At 57.8% G+C, this 26747-nt stretch carries 26 protein-coding genes; 18 read left to right on the forward strand and 8 right to left on the reverse strand.

Going from position 1 to position 26747, the window contains the following annotated elements; genetic code table 11:
- Positions 1-23: 23 nt before the first annotated feature.
- Positions 24-1781, forward strand: coding sequence for a dihydroxyacetone kinase subunit DhaL (gene dhaL / locus K5Q35_RS13770; RefSeq protein WP_220799965.1), 1758 nt, complete (start codon positions 24-26; stop codon positions 1779-1781).
- A gap of 18 nt (positions 1782-1799) precedes the next feature.
- Here the strand turns inward: dhaL and K5Q35_RS13775 are convergent, their stop codons facing one another.
- On the reverse strand, positions 1800-2234 hold the full coding sequence (locus K5Q35_RS13775) for an RbsD/FucU family protein (protein WP_013960518.1): 435 nt from the start codon (positions 2232-2234) through the stop codon (positions 1800-1802).
- Between the two features lie 93 nt (positions 2235-2327).
- On the opposite strand from K5Q35_RS13775, the gene K5Q35_RS13780 reads away from it, so the two are divergent.
- The 9 genes from K5Q35_RS13780 to K5Q35_RS13820 all read left to right on the forward strand — a co-directional run bounded on the left by K5Q35_RS13780 (position 2328) and on the right by K5Q35_RS13820 (position 11311).
- Positions 2328-3350 carry a LacI family DNA-binding transcriptional regulator gene (locus K5Q35_RS13780; RefSeq protein ID WP_013960519.1) on the forward strand — a complete coding sequence of 341 codons (1023 nt, stop codon included), beginning with the start codon at positions 2328-2330 and terminating at the stop codon, positions 3348-3350.
- Positions 3351-3379: 29 nt separating this feature from the next.
- Positions 3380-4435, forward strand: a complete 1056-nt coding sequence (locus K5Q35_RS13785) for a sugar phosphate isomerase/epimerase (RefSeq protein WP_220799966.1) — start codon at positions 3380-3382, stop codon at positions 4433-4435.
- A gap of 91 nt (positions 4436-4526) precedes the next feature.
- Positions 4527-5609: an ABC transporter ATP-binding protein gene (locus K5Q35_RS13790; RefSeq protein WP_013960521.1), complete on the forward strand. Its 1083-nt coding sequence runs from the start codon at positions 4527-4529 to the stop codon at positions 5607-5609.
- A 66-nt stretch (positions 5610-5675) separates the two neighbouring features.
- The gene (locus K5Q35_RS13795) at positions 5676-7136 is read left to right on the forward strand and encodes an ABC transporter substrate-binding protein (protein ID WP_220799967.1); all 1461 of its coding nucleotides are present in this window, start codon (positions 5676-5678) and stop codon (positions 7134-7136) included.
- A 72-nt stretch (positions 7137-7208) separates the two neighbouring features.
- Positions 7209-8126 carry a carbohydrate ABC transporter permease gene (locus K5Q35_RS13800; RefSeq protein ID WP_013960523.1) on the forward strand — a complete coding sequence of 306 codons (918 nt, stop codon included), beginning with the start codon at positions 7209-7211 and terminating at the stop codon, positions 8124-8126.
- Positions 8126-8995, forward strand: a complete 870-nt coding sequence (locus K5Q35_RS13805) for a carbohydrate ABC transporter permease (protein ID WP_013960524.1) — start codon at positions 8126-8128, stop codon at positions 8993-8995. The genes K5Q35_RS13800 and K5Q35_RS13805 overlap by 1 nt, the downstream gene beginning before the upstream one ends.
- Positions 8992-10086, forward strand: a complete 1095-nt coding sequence (locus tag K5Q35_RS13810; RefSeq protein WP_220799968.1) for an ABC transporter ATP-binding protein — start codon at positions 8992-8994, stop codon at positions 10084-10086. Before K5Q35_RS13805 ends, K5Q35_RS13810 begins: the two co-directional genes overlap by 4 nt.
- Positions 10083-10370, forward strand: a complete 288-nt coding sequence (locus tag K5Q35_RS13815; RefSeq protein ID WP_013960526.1) for a hypothetical protein — start codon at positions 10083-10085, stop codon at positions 10368-10370. Before K5Q35_RS13810 ends, K5Q35_RS13815 begins: the two co-directional genes overlap by 4 nt.
- Positions 10367-11311 carry a carbohydrate kinase family protein gene (locus K5Q35_RS13820; RefSeq protein ID WP_220799969.1) on the forward strand — a complete coding sequence of 315 codons (945 nt, stop codon included), beginning with the start codon at positions 10367-10369 and terminating at the stop codon, positions 11309-11311. Before K5Q35_RS13815 ends, K5Q35_RS13820 begins: the two co-directional genes overlap by 4 nt.
- A gap of 21 nt (positions 11312-11332) precedes the next feature.
- Here the strand turns inward: K5Q35_RS13820 and K5Q35_RS13825 are convergent, their stop codons facing one another.
- The 3 genes from K5Q35_RS13825 to K5Q35_RS13835 are packed head-to-tail and all read right to left on the reverse strand — an operon-like array spanning position 11333 to position 14184.
- Complete coding sequence (locus K5Q35_RS13825) at positions 11333-12043, reverse strand: CIA30 family protein (RefSeq protein WP_220799970.1); 711 nt, start codon at positions 12041-12043, stop codon at positions 11333-11335.
- Positions 11994-13130: a Gfo/Idh/MocA family protein gene (locus K5Q35_RS13830; protein WP_220799971.1), complete on the reverse strand. Its 1137-nt coding sequence runs from the start codon at positions 13128-13130 to the stop codon at positions 11994-11996. The genes K5Q35_RS13825 and K5Q35_RS13830 overlap by 50 nt, the downstream gene beginning before the upstream one ends.
- A gap of 10 nt (positions 13131-13140) precedes the next feature.
- Positions 13141-14184 carry a sugar phosphate isomerase/epimerase gene (locus tag K5Q35_RS13835; RefSeq protein WP_220799972.1) on the reverse strand — a complete coding sequence of 348 codons (1044 nt, stop codon included), beginning with the start codon at positions 14182-14184 and terminating at the stop codon, positions 13141-13143.
- A 177-nt stretch (positions 14185-14361) separates the two neighbouring features.
- Here K5Q35_RS13835 and K5Q35_RS13840 point away from each other — a divergent pair, with 177 nt between their 5' ends.
- Positions 14362-15192 carry a sugar phosphate isomerase/epimerase gene (locus tag K5Q35_RS13840; protein WP_259650540.1) on the forward strand — a complete coding sequence of 277 codons (831 nt, stop codon included), beginning with the start codon at positions 14362-14364 and terminating at the stop codon, positions 15190-15192.
- Positions 15189-15929, forward strand: coding sequence for an SDR family NAD(P)-dependent oxidoreductase (locus K5Q35_RS13845; RefSeq protein ID WP_220799974.1), 741 nt, complete (start codon positions 15189-15191; stop codon positions 15927-15929). Before K5Q35_RS13840 ends, K5Q35_RS13845 begins: the two co-directional genes overlap by 4 nt.
- A gap of 148 nt (positions 15930-16077) precedes the next feature.
- Here the strand turns inward: K5Q35_RS13845 and K5Q35_RS13850 are convergent, their stop codons facing one another.
- Positions 16078-17268: an LLM class flavin-dependent oxidoreductase gene (locus K5Q35_RS13850; RefSeq protein ID WP_013960533.1), complete on the reverse strand. Its 1191-nt coding sequence runs from the start codon at positions 17266-17268 to the stop codon at positions 16078-16080.
- Positions 17269-17565: 297 nt separating this feature from the next.
- A complete protein-coding gene (locus tag K5Q35_RS13855) occupies positions 17566-18579 on the reverse strand; it encodes a hypothetical protein (RefSeq protein WP_220799975.1) in 1014 nt (337 codons plus the stop codon).
- A gap of 14 nt (positions 18580-18593) precedes the next feature.
- On the opposite strand from K5Q35_RS13855, the gene K5Q35_RS13860 reads away from it, so the two are divergent.
- Complete coding sequence (locus tag K5Q35_RS13860) at positions 18594-19730, forward strand: AraC family transcriptional regulator (RefSeq protein WP_259650541.1); 1137 nt, start codon at positions 18594-18596, stop codon at positions 19728-19730.
- A 42-nt stretch (positions 19731-19772) separates the two neighbouring features.
- Here K5Q35_RS13860 and K5Q35_RS13865 read toward each other — a convergent pair whose 3' ends face one another.
- On the reverse strand, positions 19773-20381 hold the full coding sequence (locus K5Q35_RS13865; RefSeq protein WP_220799976.1) for a dimethylsulfonioproprionate lyase family protein: 609 nt from the start codon (positions 20379-20381) through the stop codon (positions 19773-19775).
- Positions 20378-21274 carry a LysR family transcriptional regulator gene (locus tag K5Q35_RS13870; RefSeq protein ID WP_220799977.1) on the reverse strand — a complete coding sequence of 299 codons (897 nt, stop codon included), beginning with the start codon at positions 21272-21274 and terminating at the stop codon, positions 20378-20380. The genes K5Q35_RS13865 and K5Q35_RS13870 overlap by 4 nt, the downstream gene beginning before the upstream one ends.
- A gap of 165 nt (positions 21275-21439) precedes the next feature.
- Here K5Q35_RS13870 and K5Q35_RS13875 point away from each other — a divergent pair, with 165 nt between their 5' ends.
- The 5 genes from K5Q35_RS13875 to K5Q35_RS13895 all read left to right on the forward strand — a co-directional run bounded on the left by K5Q35_RS13875 (position 21440) and on the right by K5Q35_RS13895 (position 26746).
- Positions 21440-22762 carry an FAD-binding oxidoreductase gene (locus K5Q35_RS13875; protein WP_220799978.1) on the forward strand — a complete coding sequence of 441 codons (1323 nt, stop codon included), beginning with the start codon at positions 21440-21442 and terminating at the stop codon, positions 22760-22762.
- 98 nt (positions 22763-22860) lie between these two features.
- Positions 22861-23901 (forward strand): polyamine ABC transporter substrate-binding protein, encoded by a 1041-nt coding sequence (locus K5Q35_RS13880; protein WP_013960539.1) that lies wholly within the window; start codon positions 22861-22863, stop codon positions 23899-23901.
- Positions 23902-23968: 67 nt separating this feature from the next.
- The gene (locus K5Q35_RS13885) at positions 23969-25036 is read left to right on the forward strand and encodes an ABC transporter ATP-binding protein (protein ID WP_013960540.1); all 1068 of its coding nucleotides are present in this window, start codon (positions 23969-23971) and stop codon (positions 25034-25036) included.
- A complete protein-coding gene (locus K5Q35_RS13890; RefSeq protein WP_013960541.1) occupies positions 25029-25922 on the forward strand; it encodes an ABC transporter permease in 894 nt (297 codons plus the stop codon). Before K5Q35_RS13885 ends, K5Q35_RS13890 begins: the two co-directional genes overlap by 8 nt.
- Positions 25922-26746: an ABC transporter permease gene (locus K5Q35_RS13895; RefSeq protein WP_220799979.1), complete on the forward strand. Its 825-nt coding sequence runs from the start codon at positions 25922-25924 to the stop codon at positions 26744-26746. The genes K5Q35_RS13890 and K5Q35_RS13895 overlap by 1 nt, the downstream gene beginning before the upstream one ends.
- The last annotated feature ends 1 nt before the right edge of the window (position 26747 follow it).

The following is a 26747-nucleotide window of genomic DNA, read 5'->3' on the forward strand; positions in this document are numbered from 1 at the left end:
CAAGAACATGAGGAGCAGCTGACGTGTCGGTCCAACGTAGAAAACTGATCAACCATCCCGACAACCTGATCGAAGAGTTGATCGCGGGTATGGTTTCCGCGCACCCAGACCACCTGTTCGTAAGCGGGGACACAGGGCGCGCCATCGTTGCAAAGAACGGGCCGCGCCATGGTAAGGTCGGGATTGTAGTGGGCGGTGGATCAGGGCACGAACCGGCGTTTGCAGGCTATGTGGGGCATGGGCTGGCCGATGCGGCACCCTTGGGAAATATCTTTGCCTCACCATCGCCGTCACAGATCATGGATGCCGGGTTTGCGGCGGACGGCGGTGCGGGCGTGTTGTTCCTCTACGGGAATTACACCGGTGATGTGATGAATTTTGGCATGGCCGCAGAGGGCATGGCCAAGGAAGGGATCACTGCGCGCTCGTTCGTGGTGACAGATGACATCGCGTCTGCGCCGCTTGATAATATCGAGGAAAGACGCGGCATCGCGGGCGATTTTTTCGTCTTTAAGGTTGCGGGGGCCGCCGCAGACCTCGGCTTGGACATGGAGGCGGTCGAAGCGGCGGCCAAGCGGGCCAATGATGCGACGCGAACCATGGGCGTGGCACTTGGTCCCTGCACGATGCCGCAGACCGGGCAGGCCAATTTCGAACTGCCGCCGGGTGAGATGGAAATCGGCATGGGCATTCACGGCGAGCCGGGCATCGAGCGTGCCCCGGCGGAAACGGCAGATGCGGTTACGGACCGGTTGCTGGCCCCGATCCTGCAGGAACTGGACCTGCGCGCGCAGGACCGGGTTGCAGTTCTGGTGAATGGTCTCGGGTCCACCAGTCTGCTGGAGCTTTATATTCTGCACAACCGGGTTGCGCAGATCATGGCAGAGCGTTCGGTCGATATTCACGCAAGCTGGGTTGGCGAATACTGCACCTCGCTCGACATGGAAGGGGCGTCGATCACCATCATGAAGCTGGACGGCGATCTGCAAAGCTGGCTGGATCATCCCTGTGATACGCCCGCCTTGCGCGTTGGCGCGGCTGCTGCGCCCGCGGCGCACCCTGCGCGTGAGATGCAAAGCAGATCAAAGCAGCGCGGGCGCATGACTGTTGCGCTTGATGATCTGAAATCCGACGGGCCGATTACACCGGGTGTTTTTCACACCATGATGGAAGCATCGGCGCAGGCTATTTACCGGGAACGGGACCGGCTCAGCGCACTTGATGGGGCAATCGGGGATGGTGATCATGGGCTGACGATGGAAATCGGCTGGAAGGCTGTCATGGCCCAGCTGAACGCGCCAGACCGGCCTGCGACGATATCCGCAATGTGTGAGGACATGGCGGATGCCTTCCTTGAAGCGGTTGGCGCCTCGGCGGGCCCCCTATACGGGAGTGCCTTTCAAACGGCGGGGGCAGCGGTCGCTGACCGGCTCAATCTGGATGCGGCCAGCTATGTGGCTTGGGTACAGGGCCTGTCTGATGGAATCGTTGCACGTGGTGGCGCGCAGCCCGGCGACAAAACGATGGTCGATGCATGGGGTCCCGCCGCAGCGGCAGCCAAAGCGAAGCTGCGCGAAAGTTCCGCCGTGGCGGACTGTGCTGTCGCGGCAGCACAAGCGGCGTCAGCCGGCGCCGTTGAGACAAAACAGATGCTCAGTAACAGGGGGCGGTCCAAAAAGCTGGGGGAAAGGTCGCGTGGGCACATTGATCCCGGCGCTGAATCCGCTGCGGTCATGCTGCAGGCCTGGGCACAGGTGCTGGCCGATCTGAAAAAATCCTAGCAGTATGTCGCCGGGCCTTCAGCTTGGTGCAATGGCGCCTTTGGACAGGATGATATTGCCGTAAAAGCGGTTTTCTGACGTTTGAACAACGCAGTAGGTCTTTTTGGCCTCCCGGTAGAATTCATGCCGTTCCACGGATTGTATCTGTGCGGGGTGATCGGCCACGTCATCAATGATGCGCTGAAACTCTGCCACGATATCCGGGACAGCCGCCGGGTCACCCACCACCTGCATCGACCGGGCCGGGGCGTCCACATATGTGTCGAGCGGCATGATGGACAGGATCGCGCGCAGCGCCTCGGTCGCGCTGGCCCCGGCCAGACGTTCAATACGATTTGCACAGGCCTCGGCCGGGAAATTCGCATCTGCAATCACGAGTTGATCTCCGTGGCCCATTGCCCCGAGATGGCGCAAAAGGTCCGGGGTCAAAACAGGGTCAATTCCGATAAGCATAAGCACGAGCCTTTCATGGATGATGTGATTTATCTCATTTTTGGTTGACGTACATCATGAACTACATCAACCTTTTGACCAGAGGGAGTCAACATGAACCGGGTGACGGCACAAGACGTTGCGAAAGCGGCTGGCGTAAGCGTCGCCACCGTTGATCGTGTGCTCAACGAGCGCAAAGGCGTCAGCGAGAGCACGATTGAAAAAGTGCACTCTGCGATGGATCAGTTGCGTTTTGTGCGCAATCAGGCCGCCGCCGATCTTGCGCGGGGCAAAGACTATCGGTTCACCTTCATTCTCCCGGCGGGTGAGACCACGTTTTTCAATGACCTGCTGAACGAAGTGGAGGCGGCCAGAAGTGACGCATCCAAGAGCCGGATTGATATCCGCGCGGTCACTGTTCCCCCGTTGAACCCGGAGGCCGTCGTGCGTGCCATTGACGCGCTGGGGGATGATGTCGGCGATGGTCTGGCGCTTGTGGCTGTCGAAAGCCAGATCGTGCGTGATGCGATAAACAAGCTTCGAAATCGGGGTGTTCGCGTTGTCACGTTTATTTCTGACATCCCGAATTCGCGCCGCGATCGGTTTATCGGCATAGACAATGTGGCCGCAGGACGAGTCGCCGCAAGCCTGCTGAACAGGTTCATCTGCGCGCCGTCGGGCGATGTGGCTGTCATTGCGGGTTCCGGGATATTGCGCGATCACGTTGAGAGACGCATGGGATTCGAACAGGTCATGCGCGCTGAATGTCCACACCTGAATGTGCTGCCTTGGATCGAAGGCGAAGAGCTTGCGGGTTTGGTCGAGGAAAAGCTTTCAAAGCTGCTGGCTGCAAATTCGAATATTGTCGGATTGTACAGTCTGGGCGGCGGCACCCGTGGCGTGATCGAAGCAATCGAGAGCGCAAAGACCGATATCCGGGCCGTCACGACCGAGCTTTCCGAGCATACACGGGATGCGTTGCTATCTGGTACAGTCGACGCCGTCTTGGTGCAGGATCCGGGTCATGAGGTTCGCAGCGCAGTGCGCGTGCTCAAAGCCCTCACGGACAACGGGCCAATCAATGAAAATCAGGAACGGATCAGAATTGAAATCTTCATGCGGGATAATCTTCCGTAAGTCTGGAATTGGTGAAGGGGTACAGGGGAATGAAAACGATCAAAGGGCCAGCGTTGTTTCTGGCGCAGTTTGCGGGCGATGAGGCACCGTTTGACAGCTGGGATGCGATCACGAAATGGGCTGCGGATTGCGGGTACAAAGGCGTGCAGATCCCAAGCTGGGATGGTCGATTGTTTGACCTTGATAAGGCGGCGGAGTCCGAGACCTATTGCGATGAGATCAAGGGTGTTGCTGCGGACAATGGCATTGAGATCACCGAGTTGTCGACGCACCTGCAGGGGCAGTTGGTGGCCGTGCATCCGGCCTATGATGACGCCTTTGACGGATTCGCGGCGCCCCATGTGCGTGGCAACCCCGCAAAACGTCAGGCATGGGCCGTCGATCAGGTTAAAAAAGCGCTGAGCGCATCGAAAAACCTCGGCATAGGCGCGCATGCGACCTTTTCCGGCGCATTGGCCTGGCCCTACATGTACCCTTGGCCGCAGCGTCCTGCGGGTTTGGTCGAAACCGCCTTTGATGAGTTGGCCAAACGCTGGATGCCGTTGCTGGATCATGCAGAAGATTGCGGTGTCGATGTGTGTTATGAAATCCATCCGGGCGAAGACCTGATGGACGGCGTCACCTACGAGATGTTTCTGGAGAGGACGGGCAATCATGACCGCGCCTGCATGCTGTATGATCCGTCGCACTACGTGCTGCAGTGCCTTGATTACCTTGATAATATCGACATCTACAAAGACCGTATACGCATGTTTCACGTCAAGGATGCGGAATTCAACCCGACCGGTCGGCAGGGTGTCTATTCCGGATTCCAAAGCTGGGTCAACCGTGCGGGGCGTTTCCGCAGTCTTGGCGACGGACAGGTGGATTTCAACGCGGTCTTTTCGAAAATGGCGGCAAACGGGTTTGATGGCTGGGCCGTGGTCGAATGGGAATGTTGCCTGAAGCATCCGGAAGATGGCGCGCGCGAAGGCGCTCAATTCGTTTCTGATCACATCATCCGCGTGACTGAGCGTGCGTTTGATGACTTTGCGGATGGCGGTACGGATGAGGATGCGAACAAGCGCATGTTGGGGATTTCGTGATGAGACATATGGTGCAAACCAAGGCCATGGGCCGCAAGGCGTCCGGGGTAGGCAGCCAAGCAGTGCAGGGAACACGGGGGGGCATGCCACCTTGTCTGAGCTAAAAGTAAAAAACCTGCGGCGCGAGTTTGGCAGCGTTGTCGCCCTTGAAGACATGACGTTCGACGTCGCCGATGGTGAGTTTTTCTGCCTGCTGGGGCCATCGTCATCGGGTAAGACGACAACGCTGCGCGCAATATCCGGGCTCGAAGAGCTGAAAGAGGGCGAAGTCCGCTTTGACGGTCAGGATGTCACCCGTTCGCCGGTGCAAAACCGTGGGATGTCCATGATTTTCCAGACGTTTGCGCTCTACCCGCATATGACCGTTGAGGCAAATCTGGCCCATCCTTTGCGCCGCGACGGGGTTGCCAGTGACGATATCAAAAAGCGTGTCGGCGAAATTGCTGAATTGTTGCGGGTGTCGCATACGCTCAAGCGCAAGACCACGACCCTTTCCGGTGGGGAGCAGCAGCGTGTTGCCATTGGACGTGCCATCGTGCGTCGCCCAAGGCTTTTGCTGCTGGATGAGCCGCTGACCAATCTGGATGCAAAGCTGCGCCATGAGATGCGCGCGGAGTTCAAACGCCTGCACCGCGAATTGGGCATGACGATGGTTTATGCGACACCGGACCAGCTTGAAGCGCTGACTATGGGCGAACGGGTTGGTGTGATCGAGAACGGCCGCGTGGTGGCGATTGGCACACCGCGTGATCTCTATAGCATGCCGAATGACCTCTATGTGGCGCGGATGGTTGGGTCCCCGCCGATCAATATCCTGTCCGCGGCGACCCCGGATGACGGGCAGGTCCAACTGTCGTTTCTGAAAGCACCCGTGCATGCGCGCAGTGTTCTGTCGGGTCAGGATATTGCCGTTGGGCTGCGTCCGCAGGACATTGTTCTGGCCGAAGGGGGCACGGCGGCACGGGCGCGGTTCCCGGCCAAAATTCATCTGACTGAACCACTGGGGGATGTAACAATCTTTGACGTGGCGGTGCAGGACGTGGGCCTGAAAATGGTTCTGCGCGAAGAGGTTGCGGCGCAGTATTCGGTGGGTGACGAGATCGAAGTTGCCTTTGACCCCTCTGATCTGCACTTCTTTGATCGGGGCAGCGGGCGGCGTTTGGGCAGTGGATAAAAAGCAAAAGAAAAGGTGAGCAGAGCAATAAAAACTCAAAATTTGACAACTAGTGGAGGAAGAAGAATGCGTACTTTAATGGGCGGATTACTGGGGGCGACAACCCTGGCCGCAGGATTGAGCGGAGCCCCGGCTCTTGCGGAAGACATCACGATCACGATGGCAGCACCTGACTGGCCACCGACGAGGTTCATGCAGGAATATGCGGATCAGACCTATACGTCGCCGTCGGGTGCCAATGTAAAACTGGAGATTGATTTCATCCCATGGCCCAGCTTTTACGAACGGGTTGCAGCGTCGCTGACGTCGGGTGAACAGAAGTACCAGATGATCGTGACGGACAGCCAGTGGCTTGGTGCTTTCGTCGAGGGCGGGTACTATCTGAACCTGACGGACCGGATCAAAGCGGACCCGGAACTGACGGCCATCATGCAGGATCTTCACCCGGCGCTTGTGTCGGCTTATTCGACCTATCCGCACAGAACCCGTGCGCAACTGGAAGAGGCGGGCGAAGTACCGGCACCGGGCGTCAATTACTACGGTTTCCCGCAGTTCCCCGATACCTATGTGACCTACTATCGCGAAGATATCTTCTGTCACGAAGGGGAAATGGCGGATTTTGAGGCCAAGTATGGCACAAACCTGCCCTGCACCTATGAGGACTGGCAGGATACGGACTGGACGAAATGGGGTCAGGTCGGTGAGTTCTTCCAGCGTAAGAAAGGCGAAATGCTCGCCGGTGAAACGCTGGACGATGATTTCTATGGCATCGCCTATCAGGCTGGCAAAGGCTACGACTTCTCCACCATGCAGATCAACGCGTTTATCTGGCAGCAGGGTGGCGATATCTGGGACGAAACAAAAGCCCCCGAGGCGCAAGCCGAAGGTGTCGTGAATTCGGATGTCGCGGTTTCCGCGTTTGACGAATACCTGTCCTATTTGCAGTACATGCCGCCGGTTGCGCAGACCGGGCAGATGGATATCTTTGTGATCCAGGATCTGTACATGCAGGGCAAGGTCGGTGCGATTATCGACTGGGTTGGTCTCGGTGAGCCTATTCTCGACCCCAATGCATCCAAGGTACATGACAAATCTGCCTTTGCACCTGCGCCGGGCACACGTAAGGACGATGGATCAATCGACCGGACGGGTAACATCGGTGGTCAGCCGTTTGTCCTGACAACGTGGAATAGCGATCAGATCGTCGAAGAGTCGCTGAACGTTGTGAAGTGGTGGCTGAGCCCCGAAACCCAATTGGAAGCGGTCAAAAACGGTGGTCAGTCCGGGCGCATGAGCGTCATGGCGGATCCACAGTACAACGAACTACGCCCATGGAACCGTGCGCATGTCGAGATGATCGATTGGCAGAAAGACGTCTGGCACATCCCTGAGTTCTTCGAAATGCTGACACAGCAGCAGGAAGAATTCGACAAGGCGATCACCGGGCAGATTTCGGCCAAGGAAGCGCTCGATTCGGTGGCTGAATTCCAGCAGGAATTGCTGGAAGACATCGGCATGATCGAATGACCTGATACTCTCGGAGCCCGGGATTGATCCCGGGCTCTGGTTTTTTACGCAATCCTTGTGAGGCAGTAGTACATGGCAGATGCAGCAAACGGTAAGGGCGGTTTCGGCGCCTGGCTGTTAGATCCAAAAAGACGTGGTGCGCTTTTGGTCACGCCTGCAATCACGATCCTGTTCGTGATGAATATTTTCCCGTTGCTCTGGTCGTTCGGGCTGAGCTTTTTCAACTATAAAGCAAGCTCGCTCAGGGTGCCGACGTTTCGCGGTCTGTCAAACTATGAACGCGTGCTGACAGACGAAAAAGTCTGGGAAAGGTTTCAGACCACGGCCATTATCGTCGGGTCGTCTGTCCTGCTGCAACTCATCGTCGGGTTTCTTCTGGCGCTGATGTTCGCCAAGGCGTTCCCCATGCGGCGGATCGTGCTGATGCTCGTCCTGACGCCGATGATGCTGTCTTTCGTGTCCGTTGGTGTGTTTTTCAAACTGTTTTACGAACCGACATTCGGCATCGTGAGCTACCTGCTCAGTAATTTTTCCGAAGACAGGTTCGTGGTCATGGGCAGCCCTGCGGGGGCCATCGCCGGGATCGTCATCGCGGATGCCTGGATGTGGTCGCCCTTTGTGATGCTCCTGGTTCTTGCCGGTCTCGTCAGCGTGCCGAAATACCTTTATGAGGCGGCCGAGATTGACCGCGCCAGTGCGTGGCGCAGGTTCTGGACCATCACCTTTCCCTATATCAAAAGCCTGCTGTTGCTGGCGGTTCTGTTTCGCACGATTGAGACGTTCAAGCTGTTTGATATCGTCTACATCATCACCGAAGGCGGGCCGGGGAGTTCGACCGAGACCATCGCGGTGTACCTCTATCGCACGGCCTTTCAGTTCTTTCAGACCAGCCAGTCGTCTGCGCTGGCCTATATCGTGCTGTTCATCGTTGTCGTGATGACAAACCTTTATCTTTATACCGTCAATCGACGCGCAGAGGAGGTCGGCTAATGGCCCGTAGATATCGTGAGATTGGCAAGGCGGGCTGGGGGTACACCTTGATCACCACCCTTGTCGGGCTGGTCTATTTTTCGCCGGTCCTCTGGATTATCCTGACCGCCTTCAAAACGCGGACAGATGCGCTGGCGGTGCCGCCCAAACTGTTCTTTACGCCGACGATGGATAATTTCGTGTCGGTGTTTTACCGGTCGTCGATCACGACCGGGTCCAGTCAGGCCACTGATATGGCGCTCTATTTCTTCAATTCGATCTTTATCGCGGGGACTTCCGTGGGGCTCGCGCTGATCGTGGGGACATTGGCGGCCTATGCCTTCAGCCGTTATCCGCTGAAAGGCAATGACACCTATCTATTTATCATCCTGACGACACGGATGATGCCGCCCATCGTGGTCATCATTCCGATCTTCCTGATGTTCCGCCTCTCTGGTCTCGCGGGCAGCTATTGGGGGATCATCCTGCTCTATACCGCCTTTAACATCCCGTTCTCGGTCTGGCTGGTGAAAAGCTTCTTTGATGAGTTGAACCCGGAAATCGAGGATGCCGCCCGTATGGACGGTGCGAGCGAAAGCCGGGTTTTCTTCCGCTTTTGCATCCCGCAGATTCTGGCCGGGCTGGCGGCGACATTCGTCTTTGGCCTGATCCTGACGTGGAATGAATTCCTCTTTGCGCTGCTGTTGACAGGGGTTGAGACCCGAACCGTGCCGGTCGCAATGGCGCGGACACTGGGCGGTGAGGTCGGCGTTGATTACGGCTTGCTCGCAGCCATTGTGACCTTGTTCCTGCTCCCCATCTTTTTCGTCACTTTCCTGCTTCAAAACCAGCTTTTGCGCGGTGTGACTTTCGGAACGGTGAAAAAATGACGATTGAACTGAAAAGTCTCACCAAACGGTTTGGTGCTTTAACGGCCGTGGATTCGGTTGATTTCGATGTGGGCGATGGTGAGGTCTTGTGCCTGCTTGGTCCATCTGGCTGCGGGAAAACAACAACCCTGCGCATGATTGCAGGGTTGGAATACGCGACCGAAGGCGACGTTGTCCTGCAGGGCAAACGGGTCAATGAACTCGCGCCGCGGGACCGCAACGTCGCGATGTCGTTCCAGTTCTACGCGCTCTATCCCAGCCTGACGGTTGCGGAAAACCTCGCGTTTCCTTTGCATGCGGAAAAGATGTCGAAATCCGAAATCGACAAGCGCGTGCAAAAGATCTCCGATACCCTGCAACTGGGCAGTATTCTGGGCCGCAGACCGGGGCAGCTTGCCGAAGGGGAAAAGCAACGGGTCGCGGTGGGGCGCTCCATCATACGTGATCCCACGTGTTTTTTGTTTGATGAGCCGCTGTCCCGGCTCGATGTGCAACTGCGCGAGGAAATGCGCGGCGAGATAAAGGAGGTGTTGCAGGACCTCAGCCGCCCAACCGTCATCGTGACCCATGACCAGCTCGAAGCGCTGACCATGGCCGACCGGATTGCGGTAATGCGCGATGGCAGGATCGAACAGGTGGACACACCGCACAATGTGTTTCAGCGGCCAAGCAATCTGTTTGTCGCCGGGTTTATCGGCACACCGCAAATGAACCTGCTGCCTGCGACGCTGACCGACCTCAAAGGAGACGGGGTTGCAGAATTCGCGGTTGAGGGAAATCAAAGCATGATCATTGAGGTGGATCGCCGTGTTGAGGAGCTTGCGCGCGGGGCCAAGGTGACCCTCGGCATCCGCCCCCGCAACCTTGAAATCAGCCGCGAATCCTCAGCGGATGGCCTGTCGACAAAGATTGATATGGTCGAACCGATGGGGGCAGAAACGCTGGTGCACCTCAAGGACGGGCACCATGATCTGCGGCTTGTAACGGATTGGCGCGTGCCACTCGCGGAAGGGGACCATGTGCATACAAAGTTCCCGCCCAAAATGACGCATATCTTCACCGAAGACGAACAACTATTGAGGACAAAATGACCGCATCACAGGCAAAACTTGCTGAACGTCTCATCATCGGTTTGTGCGTTCTGTCCATTCTGGCGATCTTTCAACCGTTTTCACTGACACTGTTTTCCATCGGCTGCGTGACCGTGGTGATTGGTGCGCTCGTGTTCAATCTTGTACCATTTTGCCGGGAAGGGGTCCCGGCGCGCAAACTCCTGAATGTGTTTATAATCGTGATGATCGTGCTGGGCGTCGCGGCGGCGCTGGGGATTGGCACGGCTTTCCTTTACGTTGAATATCTGGGATCGCTGAGATGAGCGGCCGCTTTGATGTCTCTGTGGTCGGGCTCTATATCCTCGATATTCTCGGGCGTCCGGTCGAAAGCATCCCCGAAGGGGGCAACGTCGAGTTTATTGACGAGATACGCCTGACCGTCGCCGGGACCGCTGGCGGGACTGTGGTCGATCTGGCCAAGCTGGGTCTGAACTGTCAGGCGGTCGGAGCCGTCGGTGATGACGAAAAGGCCGATTTCGTAATGAGCCATATGGCGCGGGCAGGGATTGATTGCCGTCTGATGCAGCAGCTTGAGGGGGTTGAAACCTCAGCCACGATTCTGAATGTGCGTGCCAATGGCGAACGACCGGCCCTGCATTGCCGGGGCGCGTCCGATCATTTTGATGTATCACCGGATCAACTGTCAGAGGTGTTGAATTGCCGGTTTCTGCATCTTGGCGGTACCGGGCTTCTGGCCAAGATGGATGGGGAGCCGTCGCGCCGCTTGTTGCAGGCCGCCCAGAAGGCAGGCTGCGTCACCACATGGGATCTGGTCGGTGCCGGGCCTGATACATGGCAATTTGTCGAGCCGTTGCTGCCGCATATCGACTATTTCATCCCCTCCATCGAAGAGGCGGAAATCCTCTCTGGTGTCAGTGGCGTTGAGGAAAACATCGCCTTTTTCCAAAGCCGGGGGGTCAAGTGCTGCGTGCTGACCATGGGGGGCGATGGGTCGATGATCGCGCTGGGAAACGATCGCGTGCATGTGCCGGTCTATGATATCGACGTGATCGATACGACCGGATGTGGCGATGCCTATACGGCGGGCTTCATTGCCGGGCTGGCGGATGATCGCTCGCTGCTAGAGTGCGGGCATCTGGGCACGGCGGCTGCGTCGCTTGTCGCATCGGGCCTTGGGTCGGACGCCGGGATCATTGATCGCGCGCAGACCGAGGCCGCGATGGCCGCATGGCGCGCGGCCTGAGCATCTATTGTTGCGCACGCCTCAAAAGAGCGTGATGCGCCGCACCGAAATATCCGCTTCATGATCGCGGCCAAAGGCGACAACGGCGATGCTGATGATTTCTTCGGGGTCAATTCTCTCGCTCAGATGTGCGTGAGAGCGCTCAAAACTGTCCAGCGATAGTTGAACCTTTTGCCATGCGGTGCCGGCTTCGAAGCTTTCGCCGTAATAGTACCATGGCCTGCTCATCTCGGACGTTCTGATGAAGATATAATAGCGCTGGTCGTTCCCGCGCACATCCAGCTCAATCCCGGCGGTTTCTGCGGGCAGGCCATCGCGCAGCAGGCGGCGTACCTGAATAAAGCCACCGTTGAACTCCGTGCTGACCGTGCCGGTCAACCGGATGCCGGGCTGCCCATCGATCACGGCCACGACGGCAGCACCGTCAGAGACACCGCCCATGACTGTATCCGCCGCATATTGCCAGCGTTTCGACGCGCCGTCGCCGAAGTCTTCGAGAACCATGTCATCTGCAGCGGCCGTCGCGCCTAGTCCCACGGCAAGCAATACCGCCCATGCCAATCCTCGTATTCCGCGCATTTCATCCCCTTTCGAAGTCGTCCTTTCGAAAGAAATAGCGCGCCAATGGGCGCGGTCGACCCGCGCGATCGGCTCAAAGGCGCGGGTCGGCTCAGGCCTCAGATCAGCTTGCCGCTTCCCACCGTCCGCTGTCGGCAGATTTGAGAACGGCATCTGTCACCTTGTCGGTCTTCAGCGCGTCGGCAAAGGTTGGTGCGGCGGGCGTCCCATCAAGACCCATGATGAAATCCGCCGCCTGATGCGTGAAACTTTCATCATAGCCGATGGACAGGCCGGGCACCCACCATTTGTCCATGTAAGGGTGATCACCATCGGTCACATGTACCGAACGCCATCCCCTCGTCCGCCCGTCGTCGCGGTGGTCAAAATACTCAAGCCGGTGCAGATCATGCAGATCCCAGAACAAAGAGCCGTGTTCGCCGTTGATCTCAAGCGTATAGAGCGCTTTGTGACCACGCGCGTAGCGTGTCGATTCAAAGGTCGCCAGCGATCCATTGGCGAACCGCCCCATAAAGGCGCAGGCGTCATCAATGCCAACCGGTTCGACCTTGCCCGTCAGGGTGTGTTCGCGCTCTTTGACGAAGGTTTCCGTCATGGCAGTCACGCTGTCGATCCCCCCGTTCAGCCACATCGCCGTATCAATGCAATGCGCCAGCAGATCCCCCGTCACACCGCTGCCCGCCACGGATTTATCGAGCCGCCAGAGCCCTTCACCCCCCTGCGGCAGGTCTTCGGAAATCGTCCAGTCCTGCAGGAACTTGGCGCGATAATGGAAAATCCGGCCCAGATCACCGTTGTCGATCATTTGCTTGGCCAGCGTCACGGCAGGAATACGGCGGTAGTTATACCAGACCATATTGGCGACACCTGCCTTTTCGACCGCATCCACCATCTTTTGGCTTTCAGCGGCGGTCCGGCCCAGTGGCTTTTCACACATCACCATTTTACCAGCCTCAGCGGCGGCGATTGCGATCTCCTGATGCATGTTGTTGGGTGCCGCGATGTCAATCAGGTCAATGTCATCGCGCGCGACGAGGTCCTTCCAGTCCGTCTCAACCGAGCCGTAGCCCCAGTTCTGAGCGAAGGCTTCGGCGCGGTCACGGTCGCGTGCGCAAATAGCTGTCAGTTCTGGCTGACGCGGCAGATCAAAGAAACGCGGGGCGGTCAGGAAAGCGTTGGAATGTGTGCGGCCCATAAATCCATAGCCGACCATGCCAATTCTGAGTTTGGGTTTTGTCATATCTGCCTCCTTATGCCTGCCAGCCATGGGCGTCGCGCACCTTGATCATGGCGGCCAGTATATCGTTCCATGTCTGTTGATCGTTCAGAACCGCATTGGGGAACATACACCCGTCCCAGCAGATGTGCTGCATCGCCTTGGTTGGTGTTCCATCCGCGTTGTTCAGCCAGAACCCCGCGTGTTTGACGATATCGAGCCTGCCATTCGGGTCCGTTGCCAGACAGTGCCGGCCCGTTTTGTCGTGGCTGCCGCTGCCATGCACGGTGCCGTCGTTCTGGGCGACGTGAAAGTCAATCGTCCAGGGTCTGAGCGCGTCCGTGATTGTTTTCAGCGCGACGTCCAGTTCGGCAGGGTCCTTCCAATCATACCCTTCCGGCAGCAGCCGGTGTTCCGGAGCATTGTAGCCCAGAGCATAAAGCATCGTGTGCGCAAGATCTGCCTGAAACCCGAATGTCCCGGGGCGATCCACCGCTTCCAGAAGGTCCAGCATGTGTTTCCAACTGTGCATGCCACCCCAGCAGATTTCCCCTTCAGCGGCGAGCTTTTCGCCGTGGTCGGCGGCAATGTCACAAGCCTGACGCATCGTCTCGGCCATTTTCGCTGTGTTGCCCGCCGGGTCCTCGGCCCAGCTTGCCACATCCGTTGCGGTATCCACGCGAATGACGCCACTGTCTCGCACGCCAAGGTCACGCAACCGACCCATGATCCGGCAAGACTGGCGCACAGCGTTCAGAAACGCCTGACGGCCCTCGCCCTCATCCATGGCCGATCCGCCCCCGACGGGCGGCCAGACGGGCGCCACGGCAGAGCCGATTTTCAGCCCCCGACCGCCGACATTATCCGCAAGCGCCTTGATGGTATCCTCATCGGCATCAATCGGCGTATGCGGATCGGCAAGAAACAGGTCGACCCCGTCAAACTTTACGCCATCGACCTCGGCGGCTTGCGTCAAGTCTAGCATTCTGTCCAGACTGATCGGCGGCTCTTCGTCGCCTTTGCCCACCAGTCCCGGCCACATCGCATTGTGCAGCTTGGGATATGCTTGAGTTCCCATGGTACCCTCCCCGGTTTTGTTGTTCGATTGCCATGCTGGCATAACTCTGAGTAAAAGTATTCAATTTTCTGACGTGCGCTCATCATAAATAGCTTTGGATATTCCTCATTTACGCAGTATAACCCTCAGGACTGGGCATCCTTAGGGGGGAGACGCGTTGTGAAAATTGGATTCTGCATGTTGCTTTGGACAACCTCGGTGGGGCAGGAGCACAGGGCGCTTCTCGCTGATATCAAGAAAACCGGCTATGACGGGGTGGAAATCCCCATCTTTTCAGGAACGCCTGACGACTACGCCGAAACCGGTAAGATGCTGGATGATCTGGGGCTGGGACGCACCGGAATTTCGGTTGTGCCAACGCTGGAGATGAACCCGCTCAGCGACGATGCTCAGGCGCGCAAGGCGGCTGTGGACTACCTCAAGTGGTGCGTTGATTGCACGGCGGCGCTGGGGGCGGATGCGATTGGGGGGCCTTTGCACCAGACGCTGGGGCATTTCACTGGCGCGGGACCGACAGAGGCAGAATTTGACCGGGCGCGCGAGGTCCACCGACAGGTCGGTGATCATGCCAGCGCCAATGGCGTCACAATCGCACTGGAAGCGGTGAACCGGTTTGAGACCTATTTTGCCAATACGATGGACGATCTGTGCGCCTATACCACATCGGTAGATCACCCCGCGATCAAGACGATGTACGACACCTTCCACGCCAATCTGGAAGAGCGTGACCCGATTGATGCGTTTACGCGCAATGCCGACAATATCGTACATGTGCATATTTCCGAGAACGATCGCGGCGTGCCGGGGCGTGGGCATATCCCCTTTGCCGAGACGTTCGCGGCGATCAAGGCGTCGGGCTATGATCGTTGGCTGACGATCGAAGCCTTTGGGCGCGGCTTGCCCGAACTCGCGGCGGCAACGCGTGTATGGCGTGATTTTGCGGAAAGCCCCGAGGCATATTATCGCGATGGCTATCGCTGTATCAGAGAAGGATGGGACGCGGCATGATGGATTTTTCAGGACAGGTTGCTGTTATCACCGGTGGCGCGCAGGGAATTGGCCGCGCAGTCTGTGAGGTATTGCTGAAGAGAGGCGCGCGGATCATCATTTGGGATGCGGATCAAGCGCTGGCCAGTCAGGCGGCCTCTGAGTTGGGTGGCGACAGCGCTGCCATCGGCGTCGATATCTCCAGTTGGGATAGTGTGTGCGCGGCGCGCGATGCAACACTGGCCACTGCAGGGCGCATTGATATCGTGGTTAATTCCGCTGGCGTCGCGGGGATGAATGCAACGGTCGAAGATTATCCGGTGGAAGAATTCGCCAAGATCGTGGCGATCAACCTGCTGGGTACATTCCACGTCAACAAAGCGGTTGTACCCTCCATGCGGGACGCGAAATACGGGCGGATTGTCAATATTGCGTCGGTCGCAGGCAAGGAGGGGAACCCCAATGCCTCCGCCTATTCAGCGTCAAAAGCTGGTGTGATCGGTTTTACCAAATCGCTCGGTAAAGAGCTGGCAGACCTTGATATCGCAGTGAACTGCGTCACACCTGCGGCTGCGCGCACCCGTATATTTGACCAGATGAGCCAAGAGCATATTGACTACATGCTGTCGAAAATCCCGCGCGCACGGTTTCTTGAAGTCACTGAGGCCGCCGAAATGATCGCTTGGCTTGCGTCGCGGGAAAACAGTTTCACGACTGCCGGCGTATTCGATCTGTCCGGCGGGCGCGCGACCTATTAAAGCGTCATGCGAAAAACCTGAACCACGTAACGCTGCCTGAAATCAAGGATTTCAACGCGTTACGTGATACTTGATGTTTCAGGTATTTCGTCGGACGCTCTAGGCGGGCCTTGGGCTGCCGCATGCTGACATGCGGCAGCCTTGGATTTTATTCCGCCGGTTCGGCTGCTTTTGCGCCGCGGCTGTCTTTCTCCGCCGAATAAATCTCCTGCGCGGTTTCGACAGCTTTGGCATGAACCGCTGCCAGTTCGGGGCGCATCTTTTGGGCCCGCACGGCGGCATTCATTGTGGACAGATGCTGGCCCTGAAAGTGCGGGAAGACTTCACGGGCGATCAACTCGTAGCTTTTGCGCGTGGCATCAAAATTCGCCCAATTGTGCGCGAGCATCAGATAAGCGCCAAACCCGCCATTAGATTGCTTCCACAACCGGTCGATTTGCGCCTTGCACATCTCTGGCGTGCCGATTGCGCCGAACCCGCTGTCATTGATGAAATCAATCATCTCCTTGGCGTTCTGGCCCGGCATGGACATCTGCGGGAAGGCGGCGATTTCCTGAAAGTAATTGAACCAGTGTTCAATCCCGTATTCCACATCGCGGCGCGCCTGTTCGGCAGTTTCCGCGATATGACACAGGCCGACAAGCCGCCATTTTGAGCGGTCTACCTGTTGCTTATGGTGTCGCGCCTCTTCCTCGATCACGTCCCAATGCAGGGCGAGGGCATCAAATCCGGCGGCCGTTGTCGCGCCGATGGAAATCAAACCGGTCCCATACTTTCCGGCCAGTTTTGGCCCAGTCGGTGAGGCAACGGCGGCAGTGGCCAGATCAAAGTTGGAATAGGGACGCAGGTGCAGACGCGCATCTTTCAACGTCCAGCGATCGTTCTCAAAATTCACCGGTTCGTCAGAGCGCAACAGACGCGTGATGATGTCCAGCCCATCTGCCAGCAAACCACGGGTGTCCTTCTGGCTCAGGCCGATCATGGCGGCGTCGGTCGGCAAGGAGCCGGGCCCAAGGCCCAGCATGACACGGCCGCGGGTCAGGTGATCCAGTTGCACGATCTTTTCTGCGACCCATAGCGGGTTGTGATAGCTGACGGAGACAACGCCGGTGCCCAGTTTGATCCGGCGCGTACGTGGCGCAGCACTGGCGATCATTATTTCAGGGCTGGCGGAAATCTCGGATCCGGCGGAATGGTGTTCGCCAAACCAGACTTCGTCATAGTCGCATCGATCCAGCCATTGCACCAGTTCGAGGTCTTGCTCCAGTGCCAATGTCGGATTGATACCCGGCTTGTGAAACGGTGCCAGAAAAATTCCAAAACGCATACGGTCGTTCATTCATGGTCCTCCCTTGATCGCCCCCCGGTGAAAGATGGGCGGCGTAGGTGAATGTTAACGGCATAGTTGAAATGGTCAAAATCATTTCAGTGCCGCGTTGATGCATCTTTGGTAGGGGTTTTCGGCCTCGTTCCGGCAGCAGCGGACCGGTTGCGAGTGTTCGCGCCCGGCACCGTTCGGTGCAGTCGCCTGCCGTTCGACGAAAAAGCGCAACAGGGCTGGACCCCGCCCGCCCTCTTCAAAAGACCCTCCGGCGTCACGCGCCGACGGGCGCGGAATACACCTGAAGTCGCTTGACTATAGTCCAAGCCCGGTCGCAACAGCGTCAATCAAACGCGCATGGGTTGCTTTACGATCAGTCCCTGCCGGGTCAGAGCAGATCGGGTCTTCTCCCTCTTCTTCCAGCATGCCTGTCGCCCCGGGTTTGCAGGTGCTCAGAAAGGTGAAATGATTGGCCGGGGCAATCTCGACATAGCGGGCATCTGGCAACCGATTGGCGAGGTTATTTCCCTCTGGTCCCACATCGGCAGCGCCCAGACGATCTGCATCGCCAAGATTGATCAGCGTGATACCGGGCAGGGCGGTGTTCAGACTTGCGGGATCCGCGGAACCACCAAACCCCGGGTCGATGATCACGGCGCGGCTGATGCGCTCATCGCGGGTGTCCGCGTCAAAGCCGGGATAGTCGGCAAACCGCACACCCCCAAGCTGGAAAAATGTGCAATCGGCGGCATCAGGACCTGTTGCGCAGTTTTCATCCTGTTGTGCGCCGATGAATCGCACCCCGGCCAGCCCAAGCGATGTCGCACCCCCAAGCGAGAACCCAACGGTGCTGATCCTGTCCCGGTCGACATGGCGCGCGAAGGCAGGGTCCGCAAGGATCATGTCCAGTGCCGCCGACAGATCGGACGCCCGCGCTTCAAGATCGACCGAGCGGCGCGGTGAACTGTCGCCACTGGTGGAGCCGGGATGATTGACCGCAAGCACCATCGCGCTGCGATCCACCAGACCGCTTGCCAGCCAGCCCAATGTTTGCGCATTGCCGCCCGACCCGTGGGACAGCAGGACAAGCGGGTGTTGGCTATCCGCAACCGCAGCGCCGACAAAGGCAAAGCTCGGCTCGAAAATCGGGCCGTCGCCGACGGGGGCCCGGTAGGTCGGATTGGCCGCCGGATACCAGATTGACGCCGCGACTGCGGTGGCGCGATGGGCTGTGGACAGATCGAACCGGTCATATCCGGGCAGCATATCTGCCGCGGCGGCACATGCGTGTGACAAGGATAGAAGCGACAAGAGAGCAATACGTTTCATGGGAACCTCCGTTGATGAACGTTGTTGCCCTGATGCGCCAGATAGCGCCCAAGCCGCGTCCTATATCCGGGATAGAGGTCGCCACGATCCGGATTTCGGATAGAAGGGGGGGTATGCCGATGTTGCCGATACCTGCCTTCGTGGCCCTTGTGCTCGCTTATCTCGCCGGGCGTACGTTCCTATCCGGGGGCAGGAAGGTGCTGGTTTTCTTTATGGCCGCCTGTGCCGTGCAATCCTTTCTCGTGGCGCTGGTCGGCGGGTATAACGTGGAATGGCTGCGCCCGGTCCTGCCGGTAACTGCTGCGGCGATCCCGCCACTGGCTTGGATTACGTTTCAGGATGCTCTGGTCCGCCGCCTGTCATTGCGCAAACTGTCCCTGCATGCGGTGGCCCCGGCCTTTGCGCTGTTCTGTCGCGTATTTGCGCCCGAGACGTTGGACGCTGTCGTTCCCGTGATCTTCGTGGCTTATGGGGCAGCAATCCTGTGGCGCATTAGCATGTTTTCCGACATGCCGCTGGCACGCCTTGAAGCCGGAGAGACGCCCGGCATGATCTGGAAAGTGCTGGGCTGGGCACTGATTGGCTCGGCCCTCAGCGATGTTCTGATCGCGCTGGCTTTCATGACCGGTAACGACAGCTGGACGGGCTGGATGATCACCGCCTCGTCATCGCTTGCGCTGCTGTTGCTGGGATTGCTCAGCTGCAGCCCGGCGGCATCTGGTGCGGAGAACGATGAACATGAGGCCCGCGCTGCGCCCTCGCACGAATCTATCGCTGAGGATGACGAAATCCTCGCGCGCCTCGAAAGCTTTTTGTCGCGTGAGCCTTTGCATCTGGATCCTAACCTCAACCTGACACGCCTCGCGCGGCGGCTGCATCTGCCGGAAAAACGCCTGTCTGCGGCGGTCAATCGCGCGACAGGGTCCAATGTTTCCCGCTATGTGAACGCCTGGCGCATCCGGCACGCTTGTCATCTGATCGAAGCCGGATCATCCGTCACCGACGCGATGCTGGAGAGCGGGTTCAACACCAAGTCCAACTTTAATCGAGAGTTTCGCCGTGTAACCGGGGTGGCCCCATCTGCGTGGCGGCGCGGCGCGGACAGGGCGTCCAACGTGGCAGAGATAGCTGGATCGCGGAAATCTATGTGACAGGGTGCAGCTTGTCCCCGGACGGCCCTCGGCAGTGATCTTTCAGACGGAGTACGAAGACCCGTCGACATCACCAACCCACCCCCAAAGGGCCAGCATGGGTTCATCAACCGTCACGATGGAATGTGGCTGGTGCGATTTGTGATGCACAAAGCCACCGGGTGCCCGGGGGGTGTGCGCTTTATTCTCGACGCTCCAGAAGGCGGTGCCTTTCAGGATCAGGTACAGCTCCTCTGCGGCGTGATGGTGTTTGGGATAATGAAAGCCGTCCCCCTGTATCAAAAGGCCGATACGTATGTCGGGGTTCGGGAACAATGCGTCCGGCCCAATCAATTCGGTGACTGCCAGTTTCTGCACCGCTTGGGCGGGTAGTTTTCCAAACCCCGCCTCGCGCCAGTGCAAGGTGTCACTGCATTCAGCCAACAGTGACATCAGGTCGGTTTCGGGGGCTGACATAAGTTTTGGCAATATGTGACAGGCCGGTACTCTTGCGGGGGCTAATACGGGTGGTTGCGATTGATCAGCGGACAGTGCGGCACTCATGCGCCGTGCAATCTCCGTGTCATGTTGCTTCACCTCGGCAGATGCCGCCTGCATGAAGTTGGTCAAGTGGTCAGAAATGACCCTTTTGGATGCGCCGGCACGCGTCATAGGGCCAGCTGCTTGAGGGCTGTGCGGATACGTGTATGCATTTCAAGAACCGTGCGGCCAAGCGGCAGCCCCTTTGCGGTGATCACGGCGAGGTCATTATCAATACGGGGCACAAAAGGACGCCAGACGACGTCGTCCTGCAAATCCGCCTTGCCGTTTATCGGGTCCAGAATGGCGACGTAGTCACCGGCTGCCACAAGTTTACGTGCGATCGCGAAATAATAGGCCGTCGCGTTGCTTGAGATAAGGGTGTTGGTATCAGCCAGAAGCGTCTCAAGTTGGCGGTCAATCTGATGATCGCCGGTAATGCTGACCACGGACCGCCCGGCAAGAGACGTCGGGTGTATCGTCTCAAGTGCGGCCAGCGGGTCGTCTTTGTGAACCGCGCAGACGCATTCGAAATTGAAGATCTCGGCATGCAGGCCGGCCACCGGCACGGGCAGGTCGATCAGCCCGATGTCGATTTGATGACCCGCAACCCAAGAGGCGATCTGGCGTGAGGAATGAACCTTTATATCCGTCTTTATATTGGGATGGTCGCGTTGGAAGGATGCCAACACCCGGGGCAGAAAGTTGAAAGCAAGCACACCGTTCGTGGCGATACTGATGTGCCCGGTTTGACCTGAAAGAATGCCCGCTGCGCGTTGCTTCACGAGCGAAATCGCTTGCAGACCTTTCGTGACTTCTTCGTGCAGCAGCATGGCTTCTGTCGTCGGTGTGAAAAAACCACGTTCGCGGTGAAACAGGCGAAACCCCAGTTCTGCCTCGAAATTGCTGAGCGCGATGCTGACCGCGGGCTGCGTTAGATTGAGCTTTTCTGCCGCGCGGGACACGGAGCCGGCGTCAATCAGAGCGCTAAACACTTCCATGTGCCGAAGTTTCATCGTGCCCATTCGGTCGCTTTTTGCATAAGTGAATCGAATACTGTGATAACTGAATTTAAATTGATTTAATCCCTTCTTGTTTCTAACGTCAACAGACAGGCCCCTTTCCAAAGCGCTCGGATATACTCTGGAACACGATTGGCGAGGGTAATCAGGCGTTTGGGGGAACGTAGGATGGCGGTGATCGAGGTGTTTGGAAAGGAGTGCAAGGACAGTTCATTCTGGCTGGACGACGTGCCTGCGCTGCCTGAATTACCGAGTGTTCCGCTGGAGGATGTCGATGTTGCCATTGTCGGTTCCGGGTATACAGGCATGCATGCTGCGATCGAAACCGCACGGGCCGGGCGCAAGACAATGGTGTTGGATGCGCAAGAACCCGGCTGGGGGTGTAGCACCCGAAACGGGGGCCAGATCAGCACCAGTATCAAACCGTCCCTCGAAAAGCTGACGGCCAAATATGGGGCAACCCGCGCGCGCGCGATCCGCAAGGAGGGGGAAGCCGCGCTTGAATGGATCGGTGACTTTGTTCCCTCCGAAGGGCTCGAATGTGATTTTCTGCGCAGCGGCAGGTATCACGCCGCACATACGCCTGCGCATTATGAAGAGATCGCGCGCGGTGCAGAAACCCTGAGCCGGGCAGAAGGGATCGAAGCCTTTGCCGTGCCCCGTCACGAACAACGCAGCGAGCTTGGATCAGACACCTATCATGGCGGCGTGGTCTTTCCGCGTCATGCGTCGATCAACCCGGCGAAATACCATCGCGGTTTGCTGACATTGGCGCAATTGGCTGGGGTGCATGTCGTTGGCCACTGTGCGGTGACGGTCATCAAGCGAGACGCTGTTGGTTTTCTGCTCTCGACCGCCAAGGGGCAGGTGCGCGCGCGCGACGTGATCGTTGCGACCAATGGCTATACGGGCGGTGTGACGCCATGGTTGCAGCGCCGCGTCATTCCAATAGGCAGCTATGTGATCGCAACAGAACCTTTACCCAAGGCCCTTGTGTGTGAGCTTTTCCCAACGTCCCGGATTGCCAGCGACACGCGCAAAGTCGTCTATTACTATCGTCCGTCACCAGATGGAACGCGCGTGCTATTTGGGGGACGTGTATCGGCCAATGAGGCTGATACAGCGATCAGCGGTCCAAAGCTGTTTGCGGATATGTGTCAAATTTTTCCGCAGCTTGCGCCCTATGCCATCACCCATTCGTGGAGCGGGCAGGTTGCATATACTTTTGACGAACTTGCCCATACCGGCGTTCACGAGGGCGTGCATTATGCGATGGGCTACTGCGGAGCTGGCGTTTCAATGGCCAGCTATCTGGGCAAGCGAATGGGCCAAAAGGTCTTGGGCAGACCGGAAGGCACCACTGCCTTTGACGGGCTGACCCACCCGACGCGCCCGTTTTACACCGGAAACCCATGGTTTTTGCCCGCGACCGTTGCATGGTACCGCAGACAGGACCGGATTGAGAGCGAACGTGCTGCCGCATCATCGTGACTGAGACATCTGGGCGGCTATGATGCTGAACCGCCTGAAAAAACAAAACCAACAAGGTGCCCCCAAACGGGCGCGTGAAAACAACAAGGAGGAAAATCATGAAAAGAACACTTGGTTTAACACTGGCAGCGGCGCTGCTGAGTTCGACGGCCTATGCACAAGAAAAGACCGTCACAGTCGCGTCATGGGGCGGATCATATCAGGAGGCGCAAAGCAAAGCGCTCTTTGAACCGGCGGCAGCCAACACGGGCATCGTCGTGAAACAGGAAACCTATGGAGGGATGTCTGACGTCCGCCTGCAGGTCTCGTCTGGTGCCGTGTCCCTAGATATTGTGGCCAGCGGGTCCGGGTCTGCGGCGCGCGCTGCTGCGGAGGGGCTTTTGGAAAAGCTGGATTACAGCGTCATTGATGTCTCAACTTTCTACGAGGGCCTTTACACGGATTACTGCGTTGGCGGTGACGTGTTTTCTACCGTCTACGCTTGGAACACGGCAACCTATGGCGATGACGGCCCGCAAAGCTGGGCTGATTTCTGGGATGTTGATAAATTCCCCGGAAAGCGCGCCTATCGCAACCGGGTGGCAGGGGCGCTTGAGCCTGCCATGATGGCGCTGGGCGTGGCACCTGAGGATGTTTATGCCGAGCTCGATTCCGAAGAAGGGATCGAACGCGCATTGGACAAGATCCGCGAGCTGAAACCCGAAATTGACGTGTTCTGGTCGTCCGGCGCACAACAGGCGCAGCTTATGAAAGACGGTGAGGTCGACATGAGCACCGGCTGGAACGGGCGTTTTGACAATGCGGCAAAAGACGGCGCGCAGGTCAAGTACAGCTTCAATCAGGCGCTGTTGGATTACGATTGTTTTGCGATCCCGCTTGGTGCGCCCAACAAGGATGTGGCGATGGAATTCCTCGCCGAGATATCAAAGCCTGAGTATCAGGACGACCTGCCCACTTACATCACCTACGGCCCAACCAACAAAGCCGCCTATGACACCGGTGTGATCACGGCGGAAATGGCGGCAGGCCTGCCATCGTCGCCTGAAAACGCCGCGATGCAGCTGCCGGTTTCGTTGGAATGGTACGCAAAGTGGGAAACCATCGCGGATGAGATGTATCAGGAAATGCTGACTGAGTGATCAGAGCAGCGCAGACTATGACCTGCGGGCCGTTTGGCGGCCCGCAGCTTGAATTAAGGAATAGATTTTGACCAACGCACTGCCCATCACGGTCCGGAATGTGACCAAAAGTTACGGATCGGTGTATGCGTTGGACGACGTATCGCTCGATGTCAAAAGCGGCGAATTCCTGACCCTGCTGGGACCATCTGGTTCCGGGAAAACCACGCTGTTGATGGTTCTGGCTGGGTTTACACGTCCTGACAGCGGCAGTCTGAAATTCGGGGACGAAGAGGTCATCCGCACCGCCCCGCATCTGCGTGGTGTGGGAATGGTATTTCAGAACTACGCGCTGTTTCCGCATATGACCGTGGCCGGGAATGTGGGCTATCCGCTCAAGTTGCGCAAAACACCGGCGACTGAAATCGTGCGGCGCGTCGAAGAGGCCTTGGAGACGGTGCAATTGGGCGGCTTCGGTGAGCGTCGGATCGACCAATTGTCGGGCGGGCAAAAACAGCGCGTCGCACTGGCGCGTTCAATCGTGTTTGAGCCGCGCATCCTGTTGATGGACGAACCCCTGTCTGCGCTGGATAAAAAACTGCGCGATCAGATGCAGATCGAATTGCGCAGCCTGCACGAAAAGCTGGGCATGACGACGGTCTATGTGACCCATGATCAGCGGGAAGCGCTGACGATGTCGGACCGTATCGCAGTCGTCAACCATGGCAAGATCATGCAACTGGCCACGCCAAGACAGCTCTATGATTTTCCGGCGAACCGGTTTGTCGCCGATTTCATTGGCGATTCCACCTTTTTGCCGGTGGACCGGCGGGGCGATCAGATCACTTGTGCCGGTATGGCGCTGAAATACGCGGGCGATGTGCCACCAGCCGGGCCGCTGCTGTTGATGATCCGCCCGGAACGGCTGCGCCTTGGTGCGGCGTCCGGGACCGCGAATGTCTTTCAGGCCACTGTGTCCAATGTCGTCTACCAAGGCGACAGCTATCTGATGTATGCAAGGCTTTCTGACGGCACCGAGATAAGCCTGCGGGGCGGCATTCGCGGGGATATCGTTGCGCATCTACCCAGCGTTGGTGATCCGGTCGCTCTGTCGCTTGAGGCGGCCGATACTGTGTTGATCAGCGCCGATGACTGACGCGTCCCTTGATCCTCACCAAAGCGAAGGCTTGCGGCGCGATGGCGCGCTGGAGCGGCTGAAACTCTTTGGCCTCAGTTCGCCTGCGCTGTTGATGGTGCTGGTTGTTCTGGTCATTCCGGTGGGGTGGCTGTTCTATGTCTCCTTCATCGGGGCGGACGGGCAGTTCTCGCTGGAAAACTACGAACGCATGATCAAACGAAAATCCTATTCGAGGATTTTCGTGACGACCTTTCAGGTTAGTCTGCTGACCACGGGGTTGTGCATTCTGATCGGCTATCCTCTGGCCTATTTCATGTCACAACTGCCAAACCGCTGGGCAAACCTTGCCCTGATCACGGTGCTGGTGCCCTTCTGGACATCCCTATTGGTGCGGACATACGCATGGCTGGTGCTTTTGCAAAAGCAGGGGCTGGTCAACCAATGGGCCATTTCGCTGGGGCTCTGGGACGAGCCGATCAAGATGGTGCACAATATGACGGGCACCCTGATCGGAATGGTGCATATCATGCTGCCTTTCCTGATCCTGCCCGTCTACAACGCGATGAAGGCGATCGATCACGACTACCTCAAGGCCGCGTCCAACCTTGGTGCCAGCCCACGCCGCGCGTTCTGGACGGTGTTTTTTCCGCTGTCGATCCCGGGGCTTTTGGCCGGATCGTTGATGGTCTTTGTCCTGTGCCTTGGGTTTTTTGTGACCCCAGCCGTTCTTGGCGGTGGCAAGGTGATCATGGTGTCGATGAAGATCGTGTCCAATATTGAGCTGTTCGTGAATTGGGGCGCAGCAAGCGCGCTGGGTGTGGTGCTGCTGGTGCTGACGGTTGGCATCCTTTGGCTGGCCTCGCGCTTTGTCAATCTGGGCAAGATGACAGGGGGCGGGCACTGATGCTGAAGTGGTTGAATAGCCCCGCGTCTGAGACTCAGGTCACCCACGGCCAGCGCCTGTGGCTTTATGTGTTTGCCGCCGTCGTGATGCTGCTTTTGGTGGCACCGACGCTGATCGTCATCCCGATGTCGTTCTCGGAATCCCAATATCTTGAATTCCCGCCTGAAACATGGTCCTTGCGCTGGTATCGCAACTATTTCGGCTCACCTGAATGGATGCAGGCCACGGCCACATCGCTCAAGGCCGCGGTTCTGACCATGCTGGTGGCGACGCCGGTCGGGGTGGTTGCGGCCTATGGGTTGCACAATTCGCACGTGCGTTTTGTGCGGCTGGCCTATCTGATGCTGATCACCCCCATGATGGTGCCGGTTGTTCTGGTGGCAATTGGCGCGTTTTATGTCTTTGTTCAGGTCAATCTGCTCTATTCCCTTACCGGTCTTGTTCTGGCGCATAGCGTGCTGGCCCTGCCACTTGTTGTGATTGTCACGGGCTCCGCGCTCAAGAGCTATGACATGAATCAGGAGCTTGCCGCGCGCAGCCTTGGGGCGCCACGGTGGAAGGCGTTTTTGACCATCACCGTCCCGCAAATCCGCTTTGCCATTGTGACGGCAGCGCTTTTGGCGTTCCTGACATCCTTTGATGAGGTGGTGGTGGCAATGTTCATTTCGGGCGGGGATAACCCGACCCTGACGCGCAATATGTTCAACGCGCTGCGTGATCAGATCGACCCGACGATTGCCGCGATCTCAACGATCATGATCATCATTACCTCGCTGATGATGATCCTTGCGCAGGTCTTTGGGCGCAACCCGTCGGATAAGTAGT

The organism is Roseobacter sp. OBYS 0001, from assembly GCF_019654895.1.
In the GTDB taxonomy this organism is placed as follows: Bacteria; Pseudomonadota; Alphaproteobacteria; order Rhodobacterales; family Rhodobacteraceae; genus Roseobacter; species Roseobacter litoralis.